The organism is Roseateles oligotrophus (genome assembly GCF_014204525.1).
In the GTDB taxonomy this organism is placed as follows: domain Bacteria; phylum Pseudomonadota; class Gammaproteobacteria; order Burkholderiales; family Burkholderiaceae_C; genus Paucibacter_A; species Paucibacter_A oligotrophus_A.
In genome coordinates, this window is record NZ_JACHLP010000009.1 from 138,220 (window position 1) to 152,521 (window position 14,302).

At 68.4% G+C, this 14,302-nt stretch carries 12 protein-coding genes; 5 read left to right on the forward strand and 7 right to left on the reverse strand.

Going from position 1 to position 14,302, the window contains the following annotated elements:
* Positions 1-34 precede the first annotated feature (34 nt).
* From HNP55_RS19965 to HNP55_RS19975, 3 genes are all read right to left on the reverse strand, one after another.
* A complete protein-coding gene (locus HNP55_RS19965) occupies positions 35-1,912 on the reverse strand; it encodes a methyl-accepting chemotaxis protein (protein ID WP_184303495.1) in 1,878 nt (625 codons plus the stop codon).
* Positions 1,913-2,027: 115 nt separating this feature from the next.
* Positions 2,028-3,764 carry a single-stranded-DNA-specific exonuclease RecJ gene (gene recJ / locus HNP55_RS19970; RefSeq protein WP_184303496.1) on the reverse strand — a complete coding sequence of 579 codons (1,737 nt, stop codon included), beginning with the start codon at positions 3,762-3,764 and terminating at the stop codon, positions 2,028-2,030.
* Positions 3,761-4,705 (reverse strand): hypothetical protein, encoded by a 945-nt coding sequence (locus HNP55_RS19975; RefSeq protein ID WP_184303498.1) that lies wholly within the window; start codon positions 4,703-4,705, stop codon positions 3,761-3,763. The genes recJ and HNP55_RS19975 overlap by 4 nt, the downstream gene beginning before the upstream one ends.
* A 118-nt stretch (positions 4,706-4,823) precedes the next feature.
* Here HNP55_RS19975 and HNP55_RS19980 point away from each other — a divergent pair, with 118 nt between their 5' ends.
* Genes HNP55_RS19980 through sixA form a run of 3 tightly spaced genes read left to right on the forward strand, consistent with a single transcriptional unit; the run spans position 4,824 to position 8,259 of the window.
* The gene (locus HNP55_RS19980) at positions 4,824-5,702 is read left to right on the forward strand and encodes a UDP-2,3-diacylglucosamine diphosphatase (protein WP_184303585.1); all 879 of its coding nucleotides are present in this window, start codon (positions 4,824-4,826) and stop codon (positions 5,700-5,702) included.
* A 9-nt stretch (positions 5,703-5,711) separates the two neighbouring features.
* Positions 5,712-7,793, forward strand: a complete 2,082-nt coding sequence (gene ppk1 / locus HNP55_RS19985; RefSeq protein ID WP_184303500.1) for a polyphosphate kinase 1 — start codon at positions 5,712-5,714, stop codon at positions 7,791-7,793.
* Positions 7,794-7,797: 4 nt separating this feature from the next.
* A complete protein-coding gene (gene sixA, locus HNP55_RS19990; RefSeq protein ID WP_184303502.1) occupies positions 7,798-8,259 on the forward strand; it encodes a phosphohistidine phosphatase SixA in 462 nt (153 codons plus the stop codon).
* 68 nt (positions 8,260-8,327) lie between these two features.
* On the opposite strand, the gene ppx is transcribed toward sixA, so the two are convergent.
* A complete protein-coding gene (gene ppx / locus HNP55_RS19995) occupies positions 8,328-9,851 on the reverse strand; it encodes an exopolyphosphatase (protein WP_184303504.1) in 1,524 nt (507 codons plus the stop codon).
* Between the two features lie 107 nt (positions 9,852-9,958).
* Here ppx and HNP55_RS20000 point away from each other — a divergent pair, with 107 nt between their 5' ends.
* Both HNP55_RS20000 and HNP55_RS20005 read left to right on the forward strand, forming a co-directional pair.
* Positions 9,959-10,780 carry a dienelactone hydrolase family protein gene (locus tag HNP55_RS20000; RefSeq protein WP_184303506.1) on the forward strand — a complete coding sequence of 274 codons (822 nt, stop codon included), beginning with the start codon at positions 9,959-9,961 and terminating at the stop codon, positions 10,778-10,780.
* Positions 10,781-10,873: 93 nt separating this feature from the next.
* Positions 10,874-11,653, forward strand: coding sequence for a ZIP family metal transporter (locus HNP55_RS20005; RefSeq protein ID WP_184303508.1), 780 nt, complete (start codon positions 10,874-10,876; stop codon positions 11,651-11,653).
* Positions 11,654-11,699: 46 nt separating this feature from the next.
* Here the strand turns inward: HNP55_RS20005 and HNP55_RS20010 are convergent, their stop codons facing one another.
* The 3 genes from HNP55_RS20010 to HNP55_RS20020 all read right to left on the reverse strand — a co-directional run bounded on the left by HNP55_RS20010 (position 11,700) and on the right by HNP55_RS20020 (position 14,296).
* Positions 11,700-12,134: a universal stress protein gene (locus tag HNP55_RS20010; protein WP_184303510.1), complete on the reverse strand. Its 435-nt coding sequence runs from the start codon at positions 12,132-12,134 to the stop codon at positions 11,700-11,702.
* A gap of 83 nt (positions 12,135-12,217) precedes the next feature.
* Positions 12,218-13,069 carry a sulfurtransferase gene (locus HNP55_RS20015; protein WP_184303512.1) on the reverse strand — a complete coding sequence of 284 codons (852 nt, stop codon included), beginning with the start codon at positions 13,067-13,069 and terminating at the stop codon, positions 12,218-12,220.
* A gap of 114 nt (positions 13,070-13,183) precedes the next feature.
* Positions 13,184-14,296 (reverse strand): aromatic ring-hydroxylating oxygenase subunit alpha, encoded by a 1,113-nt coding sequence (locus HNP55_RS20020; RefSeq protein WP_184303514.1) that lies wholly within the window; start codon positions 14,294-14,296, stop codon positions 13,184-13,186.
* Between the last annotated feature and the right edge of the window lie 6 nt (positions 14,297-14,302).

Genomic DNA, 14,302 nt, shown 5'->3' on the forward strand with positions numbered 1-14,302 from the left:
CCATTCTAGGTCGCGCCCCCGCTTGCACGAGCGCTCAGAGCCGGAAGGCCCGCACCGCGCCCTCCATGGCCTGGGCCTGGCTGCGCAAGGCCTCGGCCGAGGCGGCGGACTGCTGCACCAGGGCGGCGTTCTGCTGGGTCATGGCGTCGATGGCGCGCACCGCCTGGCCCAGGGCCTGGGTCTGGCCGGCCTGCTCTTGGGCCTGCTGGTCCATGCCCTGCATCACCGCGGTGACCTCCTGCACCTTGGCGACGATTTTCTGCATGGCCGCGCCGGCGTCCACCGCCAGCGAGGAGCCCTGCTCCACCCGCTCGCTGCTGCCGGCAATCAAGACCTTGATGTCTTTCACCGCCGCGCTGCAGCGGCTGGCCAAGGCCCGCACCTCGGCGGCGACGACGGCAAAGCCGCGGCCCTGCTCGCCCGCCCGTGCCGCTTCGACGGCGGCATTCAGGGCCAGGATATTGGTCTGGAAAGCGATGCCATCGATCAGGCCGGTGATCTCGCCGATCTTGCGCGAGGCCTGCTGGATGCCGTTCATGGTCTCCACCACCTGGCCCACCACCGCGCCGCCCTGGGCGGCCATGCCGCTGGCGCTGAGGGCCAGGGTCGAGGCGTCGGCGCTGGCGCGGCTGCTGCTTTGCACGGCGCGGTCCAGCAGGTCCACGCTGGAGGAGGTTTGCTGCAGATGGGAGGCGGCGGTCTCGGTGCGGTCGGCCAGGTCTTGGTTGCCGCCGGCGATCTCCTGCGCCGCCAGGCGTATGCCGCCGGCGCCGCGGTGGATCTGCCCCACCAGCTCGCGCAGCTTGATCTGCATCTCGGCCATGGCGGCCAGCACCCGGCCCAGCTCGTCGGCCCGGCCGGCGGGCACGCTCTGGCTCAGATCACCGGCGGCGATGCGCTCGGCCACGCCCAGCATCTGCTGCACCGGCAGCAGCAGCTGCCGGCTGGCCCGCCAGAGCACCAGGCCCAGCAGGCCCAGCAGCAAGGGGGTGAGCAGCAACAGCAGATTGCGCTGCACGCGGGCCTCGGCGGCGCGGGCCTGCAGGCGCTGGTCCAGCACCTGCATCACCTGGCGGGACAGCTCGGTCTGCTGGCCGGCGGCGCTGGCAAAACCGGCGGCCAGTTGTTCCAGCGGGTAGTTCACGTCCTGGGCGGCGGCCTGCATGGTGGCGTCCACCAGGCGGCGTTGCTGCTCGGCCTGGGCCAGCAAGGGGCCGAGGCTCAGGCCCAGGGCCTCGTCCGCCTCCTTGGCGGCCTGCAATTGCTGCTGCATGGCCTCGGCGTGCAGGCGGTAGCGGGCCAGGGCGGCGCTGACGCGCGCCACATCGTCGACGGCGGCGGCGCGCGCAATGCTGCTCAGCTCGGACAAGGCGGCCTCCACCTGGGGTGCGGTCTGCAGGCCGGCCAGGATGGCGTGGTGGCTGGCGGGCTCGGGGTCCAGCAGCAGGCCCTGGCCGCGGTTGAAGGCATTGATGGCCCGCAAGGCCTGGCTCTCCAGGGCCTGGTGCCGGCTCAGCAGCTTGTTGCCATCGATCTGGCCACCGCCCAGCTCTTGCTGCAAGCCTTCCAGGGCCTCGGCCAAGGCCTGGGCGGCCGGGTCTTGGCGGGCCAGGTCGCGCAGGCTTTGCCGGGCGGCGAGGGCGGCGGCCGGCAGCTCCTCGCGGGCGGCGGGGCGGCTGGCCAGGGCCTCGACGGCGAGTTGCTTGTGGGCATGCAGCAGGCTTAGCGAGCGCTGCCACTGCTTGTTGACGGGCAGGCCCTGGCTCTCGCGGGCGATATGGTCCAGCCGGCCCAGCAGCTCGCGCAGCAGCAGGCCGCTGGGCAGCAGGCCCAGGGCCAGGGCGAGCAGGGCGATCAACAGGAGGCGGGATTTCAGACTCGGTGCTTGCTTGATGCCGAGGGAGAAATTCATGGCGGCGCGCCTGGGTCAGGCCTTGTTTCAATGACCCGATTGGAGGCCTGCCGCATGTCAGTGCTGTGACGAAGTTAGGTGTTTACCCGGATTCGTCTGGCGGGGCGTGCATAGTTCACAGCAAAGCTTCCACCACCAGTTGCACCCGCTGCTGGCCCTGGTATTCGTCCAGGCTGAGGCGGTAGGCCAGGCGGCCGTGTGTGGGCACGGGCTCGATATGGCCGAACCAGATGGCCTCGCGCAGCACACCGGCCTGGCGCAGGCGCAGCTTGAGGTGGCGCTCGCCCACGATGCGCTGCGAGACCACCTCCACCTCGTCGCAGAACAGCGGCGCCTCGAAGGCCTGGCCCCAGACCTGCGCCTCCAGCTCGCGCACGGTGGCGGGCGTGTGCAGCTCGGGCGGCAAGGGGCCGTCGGTGCGCAGCTGGCGGGTCAGCGCGCTAGCGTCCAGCCACTCGGCGGCGACCTCCTGCAAGGCGGCATCAAAAGCCTCGAAACCGTCTTCCACCAGGGTGCAGCCCGCCGCCATGGCGTGGCCGCCGAACTTCTTCAGCAGCTCGGGCCGGCGCTTGCTGACCAGGTCCAGGGCGTCGCGCAGATGAAAACCTGGGATGGAGCGGCCCGAGCCCTTGAGTTGCCCATCTGCCCCCCGTGCAAATACGAAGCTAGGCCGGTGGATGCGGTCCTTCAGGCGCGAGGCGATGATGCCCACCACGCCCTCGTGGAACTCGGGCTCGAACAGGCACAGCGCCGCCGGCGGCTGGCCCTGCAGCAGGGGCTGGCGCAGCAGCTCGGCCAGCTTGAGTTCGGCCTGCTCCTTCATGCCGGCCTCGATTTCGCGGCGCTCGCGGTTGATGGCGTCCAGCTGCTTGGCCAGCTCCAGCGCGCGGCCGGGCTCATCGCTGAGCAGGCACTCGATGCCCAGCGTCATGTCCGACAGCCGCCCCGCCGCATTGATGCGCGGCCCCAGGGCAAAGCCCAGGTCAAAGGCATTGGCGCGGCCGCAGTCGCGGCCGGCGGCGCTGAACAGGGCGGCAACACCGGGCTGCACCCGGCCGGCCCGCATGCGCTTCAGCCCTTGGGCCACCAGGCGGCGGTTGTTGGCGTCCAGCTTGACGACGTCGGCCACCGTGCCCAGGGCGACCAGGTCCAGCAAGCCATCCAGCTTGGGCTGGTTGGTGGCGTCGAAGCGGCCGCGCCGGCGCAGCTCGCTGCGCAGGGCCAGCAGCACGTAGAAGGCCACGCCCACGCCGGCGATATTCTTGCTCTCGAAGCCGCAGCCCGGCTGGCTGGGGTTGACCAGGGCGTCGGCGGCGGGCAGGGCCACGACGCCGTCGACGAGGGCGGGCAGGTGGTGGTCGGTCACCAGCACCTTCAGGCCCAAGGCCTTGGCATGGGCGACGCCGGCGATGCTGGCGATGCCGTTGTCCACCGTCATCAAGACCTGCGGTCGCTGCGGCAGGGCCAGCTCGACGATGGCCGGCGTCAGGCCATAGCCGTGGATGGCGCGGTCCGGCACCACATAGCCCAGCTGCTCGGGCCGGGCGCCCAGCAGGGCCAGGCCGCGCAAGGCCACGACGCAGGCGGTGGCGCCGTCGCAGTCGTAGTCGGCCACCAGGCAGATGCGCTCGCCGGCCTCGATTGCGTCGGCCAGCAGCCGGGCGGCCTCGGCATTGCCCTTGAGCGTGTCGGGCGAGAGCAGGCGGGCCAGGCCGTCGTCCAGCTCGGCCGGGTCCTGCACGCCGCGGGCGGCGAAGAGCCGGGCCAGCAGGGGCGGCACACCGGCTTGCTCCAGGGCCCAGGCGGCGCGGGGCGGCACATCGCGGGTGCTCAGCAAGGGCGCGTTGTTCATAAGGCCTCCAGCAGGCTGTGGACCTCGGCGCGTGGCGGCAGCCAACGATGGAGGGTTTTTTGCAGGGCGCTGCGCGGCGGCAGGGCATAGCTGCGGGCGAAGCGTTCGCCGCACAGCGTCAGCCGGGCCGGCTTGCCCAGGCGGGCCTCGCTCAGCAGATGGGAGACGGCGCCATCGTCCAGCCGTGCCCAGGCCTCGGCCCAACTGGCCCAGTCTTCCATCAGCAGGGGCTGGCGCAGGCTGCTGTCCACTTGCAAATCGGCGGGCAGGGCTTGGCTAGCGCCCGCTTCGGCGCCGCAGCCGCTGATCCACAAGGAGTTCAGGGGCAGGGCCTTGCGGGCTTCGCGCGCCTCGTTCAGCGGCTGGCGATGCAAGAGCATCTGGGCCTCGTTTTGCAGCGTGCGCAGGCGACGGGCCTCGGGCATCCAGGTGGCGACATTGCGTTGCACCACCCGGTCCAGGCTGGCGCTCGCCAGGCCCGCCAGGCTGGGGTGGCCGAGCAGCCATTGCAGCGGGCTCAGCCAGTGCGCCCGCCAGCCTTCTTCGGCCGGCCACAGCTCGGCCATGGCGGCAAAGAAGGCGCGCGATTCATCCTCGTCCAGCGCCAGCAGCTCGGGCGCGTAGGCGCTGACCTGGTCGCTGCCCACGGCCAGGTGCATGGGGCTCAACAAGGCCCAGGCCTGCTCCGCCTGGCCGCCGAGGCCGGCCTCGGCGGCCAGCCAGGCGGCGGTCGGCAGCGGGCCGGCGTCAGTGCCCAGGCCGCGCTCGCGGGCCAGCGCCAGTTCGAAGGGCGTGTTGAGGCTGTACTCGTCGCTGCCCAGGGCCTGGCCCTCGGGCTTGAGCAGGCCCAGCAGGGCCGAGAGATGGGGCAGGGCCAGGGTGCCCAGGCTGTGCTTGCAGGCCTCGCCCAGGGCGCTGGCGTGGGGAATCATCAGATGCATGGGGGCATTATCGAGGGCCGGGCTTTGTGTGGCCCGTCATGCAAGCTTCACACGGCTGCCACGGCTCCGACATGGGCGGGGCCGAGACTGCAGAGCCATGCAGAACGACCATGCCCTGATGCGCGCCGCCGCCACGGCTGCGGGTGCCTTGCTCGACCCGACCGCCGAGGGAGGCGAGGGCGCCGATACGCCCAGCCGCCGCTACCGGACGGTGTGGATCTCCGATCTGCATCTGGGCACGCCCGGCTGCCAAGCCGAGGCCTTGCTGGACTTTTTGCGCGAGGTGGAGTGCGAGCAGCTCTTCCTGGTCGGCGACATCATCGACGGCTGGCAGCTGCGCCGCAGCTGGTACTGGCCGCAGGCGCATAACGATGTGGTGCAAAAGCTTTTGCGCAAGGCGCGCAAGGGCTGCCGGGTCTTCTTCGTGCCGGGCAATCACGACGAGTTCGCCCGCAAATACCTGAACCACAACTTCGGCGGCATCGAGGTGGTGAAGGAGTGGGTGCACGAGACGGCCGACGGCCGCAAGCTCTGGATCACCCATGGCGATCTGTTCGACGGCGTGATCCAGTGCGCCAAATGGCTGGCCCATCTGGGCGACACGGCTTACGAGATCACGCTCAAGCTCAACCGCTACCTCAACCATCTGCGCGCCAAGTTCGGCCTGCCCTACTGGAGCTTATCCAAATACCTGAAGCTCAAGGTCAAGCGGGCGGTCAGCTATGTCTCGGACTTCGAGGTGGCGGTGGCCCGCGAGGCGCGCAAGCGCGGCGTGCAAGGCGTGGTCTGTGGTCATATTCACCATGCCGAGATGCGCGATATCGACGGCATTCTTTACTGCAACGATGGTGACTGGGTGGAGAGCCTGACTGCCCTGGTGGAGCATGCGGACGGCACGCTGGAGATTCTGGACTGGAGTTCTACCCCCGCCAGCCTGCCGCTGGCGCTGCAAAAAGCCCGGCCCGCCTTGGCCAAGGTCCTAGAGTCCCAGCCCTAAAATCGTTTCATGAACCCAGCCGTAGACAAAGCCACTCCCACCTCCATCATCCCAGCCCTGCTCAATCGCGAGAAAGCCATTCTGGAATTCAACCGGCGCGTGCTGGCCCAGGCCCAGCGCCTGGACGTGCCGCTGCTGGAGCGGCTGCGCTATATCTGCATCGTCTCCTCCAATCTGGACGAGTTCTTCGAGGTGCGCTTCGCCGATATGCTGGACGCCGCCCGCGACCCGCAGAGCCAGGTCGATAACCGCGATGTCGAGCGGGTGGCGCGCGCCGCCCACACCTTGATCGACGAGCAGTACGGCATCTTCAACGAGCAGCTGATGCCCTTGCTGCGCCGGCAGGACATCACCATCCTCAACCACGCCGACCGCAACGAGGCCCAGCGGGCCTGGGTGGCGCGCTTCTTCGAGCGCGAGGTGCGGCCCCTGCTGATGCCGGTGGGCCTGGACCCGGCCCACCCCTTCCCGCAGGTGGCCAACAAGTCCCTGCACTTCATCGCCCGCCTCTCGGGCAAGGATGCCTTCGGCCGCGACAACCGCATCGCCATCGTCAAGGTGCCGCGGGTGCTGCCGCGCGTCATCCGCCTGCCCGATTCGGTGGCCCAGGGCCAGCAGGCTTTTGTGCTGCTGACCAGCGTGATACGCGCCCATCTGGAGGAGCTGTTCGGTGGCCGCAAGGTCGAGGCCTTCTCGCAGTTCCGCGTCACCCGCGACTCCGATCTGGAGGTGGACGAGGAGGAGATCGCCAATCTGCGCAATGCCCTGCGCTCGGGCCTGACCACCCGCCACTTCGGCCGCGCCGTGCGCCTGGAGGTGGTCAATACCTGCCCGGCCGAGTTGTCCCAATTCCTGCTGGAGCAGTTCGACCTGCCCGAGGCGGCGCTTTACCGGGTCAACGGCCCGGTCAATCTGGTGCGGCTGAACGAGCTGATCGACCAGACCGAGGCGCCCGAGCTGCGCTTCGAGCCGCACGAGCCGGCCTGGCCCCAGGGCCGGCTGCCGCGCCAGAAGTCCATCTTCGAGCGCCTGGCGCGCAAGGGCGATGTGCTGCTGCACCATCCCTTCGAGAGCTTTGACCCGGTGGTGGAGTTTTTGCGCGAGGCGGTGGAAGACCCCGATGTGCTGGCCATCAAGCAGACGATTTACCGCACCGGCGCCAAATCGGCGCTGATGGACCTGCTGATCGAGGCGGCCCGCCGCGGCAAGGAGGTGATGGCCGTGGTGGAACTCAAGGCCCGCTTCGACGAGGAGGCCAATATCAACTGGGCCGAGCGCCTGGAGGCCGTGGGCGCCCAGGTGGTGTATGGCATCGTGGGCTTCAAGACCCATGCCAAGCTGCTGCTGGTCACAAGGCGCGAGGGCGCCAAGTTTCGCCGTTATGCCCATCTGTCCACCGGCAATTACAACCCGCGCACGGCGCGCTTCTACACCGATCTGGGTTATCTGAGCGCCGACCCCGAGCTGTGCAGCGATGTGGACTCGGTGTTCCGCCAGCTGGCCTCGCTGGGCAAGATCAAGACCCCGCGCCGCCTGCTGCTGGCCCCCTTCAATATGCACAGCCGCATGCTGGAGCTGCTGGGCCAGGTGGAGGCCGCCGCGCGGGCCGGCAAGCCGGCGCGCCTGGTGGTCAAGATCAATGCGCTGACCGATGCCGAGCTGATCGAGGGCATTCTCAAGGCCGGCCAGGCCGGCGCCAAGGTGGACCTGATCGTGCGCGGTGCCTGCATGCTGCCGCCGGGCCTGCCCGGCATCAGCGACAACATCGTGGTGCGTTCCATCGTCGGCCGCTTTCTGGAGCACACCCGGGTCTGCTACTTCCAGTGGGGCGAGGGCGAGGAGGACACGGCGCTCTACCTCTCCAGCGCCGATTGGATGAGCCGCAATATGTTCCGTCGCATCGAGGTGGCCTGGCCGGTCAACGACGCGAGGCTGCGCCAGCGCATCATCGACGAGGCCCTGGTGCCCTATCTGCACGACGGCCTGGACGCCTGGCAGCTGGGGCCGGACGGGCATTCCACCCGTATCTCCACCCAAGGGCCTTGCGCCCAGCATGCGCTGATGCGGCTGTTCCGCGCCCAGCGGGATTGAGCCCATGGACCTGATTCTGTGGCGCCATGCCGAGGCCGAATTGCTGCGCGAAGGCGGCAGCGATCTGGAGCGCTGCCTGACCCGCAAGGGCGAGCGCCAGGCCGCCCGCATGGCCGAGTGGCTGAACCGGCGCCTGGCCGCCTCGACCCGGGTCCTGGTCAGCCCGGCCCAGCGCACCCGCGCCACCGCGGCGGCTCTGGGGCGCGAGCTGCGCATCCTGCCCGGCCTGGCGCCCGAGGCCGGCGTGGCCGATCTGCTGGCGGCGGCGCGCTGGCCCGGCAGCAGCGAGCCGGTGCTGATCGTGGGTCATCAGCCCACGCTGGGCCTGCTGGCCGCCGAGCTGCTGACGGGCAGCCCGCAGCCCTGGGCGGTCAAGAAGGGGGCGGTCTGGTGGCTGCGCTCACGCCAGCGCGAGGGGCAGCAGGAGGTGGTGCTGCAGGCGGTGCAGGGGCCGGATTTTCTCTAGACCTTGCGGGACAGACCGCCCGAGGGTACCCCCGAGTAGCTCTGTCCCCAACTGACTAAGCGCAACCCTCAAACCAGCGCTAACTCCAAGACCCCGCTGCGTGCCCAGGCCGCTACTTCTTCCTGCAGCAGGAAGAGGGTGCGCGGGTGTTCGGCGGCCCAGGACTTGGGCAGGTTCAGCGCCACCTTGCGGCCCTGGCGGCTCAGGCGCAAGGCTTTGGTCTCCACCGCCTCGCGGGCATGGCTTTTGATCACGGCCAGGCGCAGGCAGAGCAGTTGCCACAGCAGGCTTTCGTCGCCCAGCACCGCCTCCAGCTTGCGCAGGCCGCCGCGCTGGCCCAGGGCCAGATCGCCCAGGCGCTTGAGCTGGTTTTGCGAGAAGCCGGCCGCGTCCACATGGGCAAGCAGATAGGCGCTGTGGCGGTGGTGGTCGTGGTGGGAGACCATCATGCCCATCTCATGCAGGCCGGCCGCCCAGGCCAGCTCGCGCTGGCGCTCGCGCGGGGCGCGTGGCTGCAGCTGCTGGTAGAGATGGAGGGCGATGCCTTGCACCCGCTCGGCCTGGGCCAGATCGACCGCAAAGCGCTTTTGCAGCCCGGCCACCGAGGCCTCGCGCATATCTTGCCGGGCGCTGCCCTCGGCTGTCAGGCTGGACTCCAGGCGCTCCACCAGATCGAAGATCACGCCCTGGCGCAGCGCGCCCTTGGCGGGCAGCAGCTCCCGGATGCCGAACTGGGTCAGCAAGGTGTAGAGAATGCACAGGCCGCCGCCCACGACGGCGCGGCGGTCCTCCTTCAGGCCGGGCAGCTTGAGCTGGTCCATGCTGCCGGCTTCCAGGCATTGCTGTATGCACCAGCGCAAGGCCTCGGGGGTGATGCGGCCGTCGGTGATGCCGGTGGCGGCGAGGATTTGCGCCACCGCGCCAACAGTGCCCGAGGAGCCCAGGGCCTGCTGCCACAGCGTGGGCTTGAACAGGGTCAGCGCCTCCTCCAGCTCGGCACCGGCGGCCACCTGGGCGGCGCGGAAGGCTTCGGCCGTGAACAGGCCTTTGGGGAAAAAGCGCAGGGACAGGCTGACGCTGCCGACCTGGAAGGACTCGGCCACCTGCGGGCGCCGGCCACGGCCCAGAATCATCTCGGTGGAGCGGCCGCCGATATCGATCACCAGGCGCGGTTTGTCGCCGGGCTGCAGGCGGGCCACGCCGGCAAAGATCAGGCGCGCTTCCTCGCGGCCCGAGATCACCTCGATGGGGAAGCCCAGCACCTCCTGGGCGCGGGCCAGAAAGGCGTTGCGGTTCTTGGCCTCGCGCAGGGTCTGCGTGGCCACGGCCCGCACTCGCGTGGGCGGGAAGCCTTGCAAGCGCAGGGCAAAGCGCTGCAAGCAGTCCAGGCCACGCTGCATGGCGGCCTCGGTCAGCATGCCTTCGGCGTCTAGGCCGGCACCCAGGCGCACGGTTTCCTTCAGATACTCCAGTCGTTTGTATTGGCCGCGTGGCAGCTGCGCGATCTCAAGCCGGAAGCTGTTGGAGCCCATATCGATGGCGGCCAAGGGTGCGGCGAGGTCCGGGGTGGTGGAGGCGGGATGCAAAATCATGCGGGCCATTGTCGTGGCAAACAAAGCCCATCCGGCCGCAAGCCAGGCGGCTTTCAAACGCTTACCTAAAATGCCTGCGGTTCTCCCACCACAGATTGCCACTATCCATGAGCCAAACGACTTCCGCTGCGTCCCTGGGCTATGCCGCAGCCGCCCAGGCCTCGCTGGCGCAGGCGATTCACACCCCGGCCACAGGCCTGCAGGCGGGCCCGTTCAGCCTGGATGTGGCGGGCTTTGCATTGAGCGGCTACAGCGCCCGGCCGCTGGCTGTGGACAAGCCACCGGTGATTTTGCTGATTAGCGAAATCTTCGGCGTGCACGAGCACATCGCCGATGTGGCCCGGCGGCTGGCGCAGCAGGGCTATTGGGCGCTGGCCCCGGCGCTGTTCCTGCGCCAGGGCGATGCCGGCGCCTACCGCGACATCCCGACGCTGATGCAGGACGTGGTCTACAAGGTGCCGGATGCCCAGGTCATGGCGGATCTGGATGCCGTCCTCGCCTGGGCCCAGGCTCAGGGCGGCGATGTGGGCCGCCTGGGCGTGACGGGTTTTTGCTGGGGCGGGCGCATCAGCTGGCTGTACGCCGCCCACAACCCGGCCGTGCGGGCCGCCGTGGCCTGGTATGGACGCGTGATCGGCGTGTGCAGCGAGCGCACGCCGGCCCACCCCATCGACCGGGTGGGCCAGCTGCATGGCCCGGTGCTGGGCCTGTACGGCGGCTGCGACGAGGGCATCGCGCTTGACACGGTTGATAAGATGAAGCTTGCTCTGAAGAAGGGCTCGGTGGCCGCGCAGCGTAGCGAGATCCACGTCTACCCGCAGGCCCCGCATGCCTTCTTTGCCGACTACCGTCCCAGCTATCGCCAGGACGAGGCCGTCGATGGCTGGCAGCGATGCCTGGCCTGGTTTGCGGTCCATGGCGTTGTGTGAGTTTTGCCCACAGCAAGGCTCGAAGAGTGGATGGATGACCGCGTCTCGGAGGGCGCGGTTCTTGTTTGGTTTTAAGCCCAGCCCGGGATTTCGATGACTCTTTTTTATATCGTGCTGGCCACCTTGTCGGGTGGCCTGCTGTCTGTTTTGATCGCGGCCAGCCTGACGGTGAGCCTGCTGGGTCGCATCGTCAAGAATTTGGTCAGCCTCTCCACCGGCGTGCTGCTGGCCACGGCCTTGCTGCATGTGCTGCCCGAGGCCTTCGAGAGCAAGGCCAGCCCGCATGCCTTGTTCATGGTCTTGCTGGGCGGCCTGATGTTCTTCTTCCTGCTGGAGAAGGTGGAGCTGTACCGCCACACCCATCATCACGAGGGCGATGGTCACCACCATCACCACCACTTCGACGTCGAGCAGGCCGGGCGGGGGGGCTTGAGCGTGCTGGTGGGCGACAGCATCCACAATTTCTGCGACGGCATCATCATCGCCGCGGCCTTTTTGGCCGACCCGCATCTGGGCCTGGTGACCTCGCTGGCCATCGTGGCGCACGAGATCCCGCAGGAGGTGGGCGACTACATCGTGCTCTTGAACGCGGGCTTCAGCCGCCGCAAGGCCTTGCTCTTCAACGCCATCTCGGGCCTGGCGGCCGTGGCCGGTGGGGTGCTGGGTTATTTCGTCGTCGGCCCCTGGGAGGCGCTCTTCCCCTATCTGCTGGTCGCGGCCAGCAGCAGCTTTGTCTATGTGGCGGTGGCGGACCTGATCCCGCAGCTGCAGCGCCGCCTGCCCTGGCGGGACACGGTCTTGCAACTGGCCTGGCTGGCGGCCGGCATAGGCCTGGTGATCCTGGTGGTGGCCGCCTCCGGTCACGAGCATTGAAAAAGCCGGCCGCTGCGAAGCGGCCGGCTTTGATCGCTGGCTGGATTCAGCGCACGACCAACACAGGAATGGTGCAGTGGGTCAGCACCTTCTGGGTCTCGCTGCCCAGCAGCAGGGCTTGCACGCCGCGGCGGCCGTGTGAGGCCATCACCACCAGATCGCATTGATGGTTGTTGGCGGTTTCGATGATGGCTTCCCAGGCGTGCAAGGCCTCGACGGTGAAGCCCTCGCAGGCGACGCCGGCCTCGGTGGCCTGGTCCAGCACCAGCTTGACGCGGGCGCTGGCAATGCGCTCTTGCGCATCAAAGAATTCCTGCGGCGGTGTGGGCTGCATTTCCGACACGGCGCTGTAGGGGAAGGGCTCCTTGACGCTCAGCGCATACAGCTTGGCGCTGTGCACGCGGGCCAGGCCGATGGCGGTGTTGAGCGCCTTGGCGCTGATCTCGGAACCGTCGGTGGGGACAAGAATTCGCTTGAACATGGCAGTGCTCCTGATCTTGGATGGGTCAAGCCAGTTTGGCCGGGACGGCCGGCCTCCATCTTGCGCTAAATCAAGATGATGGGCTAACCGGTCGCCACCGGGCGCTTGGGGTCGGCCGACCATTCGCTCCAGGAGCCCGGGTAAAGCCTGGCGCCGGCCAGGCCGGCATGCTGCATGGCCAGCAGGTTATGGCAGGCGCTCACGCCGGAGCCGCATTGGTGCACGACCTCGTCGGCCTGGCGTAGGCCCAGCAGGGCGGCAAACTCGGCCCGCAAGAGCTCGGCGCTCTTGAAGCGGCCATCCGCCTGCAGATTGTTCTTGAACAGGCGGTTGCTGGCGCCGGGGATGTGGCCGGCCTGGGCGTCCAGCGGTTCGACCTCGCCACGGAAGCGCTCGGGCGCGCGGGCGTCGATCAGCAAGACCTGGCCCAGGCGGGCTTGCAGTGCATCCGCATCGATGGTGTCGACCAGGGCCGGGCCGGGCTCAAAATGCGCGGCTTGTGGGACCGTCACCGTGCTGCTCAAGGCGCCGCCCTGTGCGGTCCAGGCGGGCAGGCCGCCGTCCAGGACGGCCACTTGGGCATGGCCTAGCCAGCGCAGCATCCACCACAGGCGGGCCGCGACCATGCCGCCCTGGGCGTCGTAGGCCACGACTTGCCGGCCCTGGCTCAGGCCCAGGCTGGCCATCTTCCGCGCAAAGCCCTGGGCCTCGGGCAGGGGGTGGCGGCCGTTGTGGCCGGTCTTGGCGGCGCTCAGGTCGCGGTCCAGATGCAGATAGTGGGCGCCGGGCAGATGGCCGGCCGCAAATGCTTGTTCGCCGGCCTCGGGGGCGGCAAGGTCGAAGCTGAGGTCGATCAGCAAAGGGGCAGGGCCCGCGCTCAGCAAGGCTTGCAATTCCTGGGCGCTGATCAGGGTCTGGTAGGGGCTGTTGCTCATGGTCGGGGAGTCCTCCTTGAATGGGCTGCCGGCCATTGTGACCGCAGGGAGTTCTGCCCATGCAAAACGCCCGCAAGGCCGAGGCCATGCGGGCGTTGTTTTGGGGGCGCAGGCTCAGGGCGCCAGCTTCATCTCGCGCCGGTACCACTCGTGGAAGTGCAGCATGCCGTCTTCCATCGGGCTTTGGTAGGGGCCGACCTCGTTGTCGCCGCGCGCCAGCAAGGCCTTGCGGCCCATGTCCATGCGCAGGGCGATTTCGTCGTCCTCGATGCAGGTCTCCATATAGGCGGCCTGGTGGGCCTCGACGAACTCGCGCTCGAAGGCGGCGATTTCCTCGGGGTAGTAGAACTCGACGATATTGGCGGTCTTCTGCGGCCCTTGCGGGAACAGGGTGGACACCACCAGCACATGCGGATACCACTCCACCATGATGTGCGGGTAGTAGGTCAGCCAGATCGCGCCCGATTTGGGCGGCGTACCCGCGCGGAACTTGAGCAATTGATCGTGCCAGCGCTGGTAGACCGGGGAGCCAGGCTTGGCCAGATCCTTGTGGATGCCGACCGTCTGCACCGAGTGGTTGCGGCCGAATTCCCAGGCCAAATCATCACAAGTGACGAACTGGCCCAGGCCGGGGTGGAAGGGGCCGACGTGGTAGTCCTCCAGATAGACCTCGATAAAGGTCTTCCAGTTGTAGTCGCACTCATGCACATGGACCTTGTCCAGCACATAGCCGCTGAAGTCCAGCTCGGCCTTGGGGCCCAGTTGCGCCAGATGGGCGCCGACATCGTGGCCGTTGTCCTCGAACAGCAGACCGTTCCACTCGCGCAGCGGGTAGTTCTTCAGGTTCAGGCAGGGGTCGTGGTCGAAATGCGGGGCGCCGATCAGCTCGCCCTTGAGGTCATAGGTCCAGCGGTGCAGGGGGCAGACGATATTGCTGCGGGTATTGCCGCGCCCGCGCAGCATCACGGCCTGGCGGTGGCGGCAGACATTGGAGATCAGTTCCAGACCTTGGCGGGTGCGCACGATGGCCCGGCCTTCGCCTTCCTGCGGCAGTGCGTAGTAATCGCCGACCTCGGGCACCGCCAGGGCGTGGCCGAGGTAGCGGGGCCCAGGTTGGAAGAGCAATTCCTGTTCTTTGCGGAACAGGTTCTCATCGAAGTATGAAGAAACGTGCAGCTGCGTGTTGCTGCGCTCAAGAGCCGCGCGGGAAATACTCAGGTCGGACATGATCCA

What these genes read in the sequence shown, in the direction of transcription:
- HNP55_RS19965 (WP_184303495.1), bottom strand. Translation starts at nt 1,912, where the DNA reads ATGAATTTCTCCCTCGGCATCAAGCAAGCACCGAGTCTGAAATCCCGC.
- recJ (WP_184303496.1), bottom strand. Translation starts at nt 3,764, where the DNA reads ATGAACAACGCGCCCTTGCTGAGCACCCGCGATGTGCCGCCCCGCGCC.
- HNP55_RS19975 (WP_184303498.1), bottom strand. Translation starts at nt 4,705, where the DNA reads ATGCATCTGATGATTCCCCACGCCAGCGCCCTGGGCGAGGCCTGCAAG.
- HNP55_RS19980 (WP_184303585.1), top strand. Translation starts at nt 4,824, where the DNA reads ATGCGCGCCGCCGCCACGGCTGCGGGTGCCTTGCTCGACCCGACCGCC.
- ppk1 (WP_184303500.1), top strand. Translation starts at nt 5,712, where the DNA reads ATGAACCCAGCCGTAGACAAAGCCACTCCCACCTCCATCATCCCAGCC.
- sixA (WP_184303502.1), top strand. Translation starts at nt 7,798, where the DNA reads ATGGACCTGATTCTGTGGCGCCATGCCGAGGCCGAATTGCTGCGCGAA.
- ppx (WP_184303504.1), bottom strand. Translation starts at nt 9,851, where the DNA reads ATGATTTTGCATCCCGCCTCCACCACCCCGGACCTCGCCGCACCCTTG.
- HNP55_RS20000 (WP_184303506.1), top strand. Translation starts at nt 9,959, where the DNA reads ATGAGCCAAACGACTTCCGCTGCGTCCCTGGGCTATGCCGCAGCCGCC.
- HNP55_RS20005 (WP_184303508.1), top strand. Translation starts at nt 10,874, where the DNA reads ATGACTCTTTTTTATATCGTGCTGGCCACCTTGTCGGGTGGCCTGCTG.
- HNP55_RS20010 (WP_184303510.1), bottom strand. Translation starts at nt 12,134, where the DNA reads ATGTTCAAGCGAATTCTTGTCCCCACCGACGGTTCCGAGATCAGCGCC.
- HNP55_RS20015 (WP_184303512.1), bottom strand. Translation starts at nt 13,069, where the DNA reads ATGAGCAACAGCCCCTACCAGACCCTGATCAGCGCCCAGGAATTGCAA.
- HNP55_RS20020 (WP_184303514.1), bottom strand. Translation starts at nt 14,296, where the DNA reads ATGTCCGACCTGAGTATTTCCCGCGCGGCTCTTGAGCGCAGCAACACG.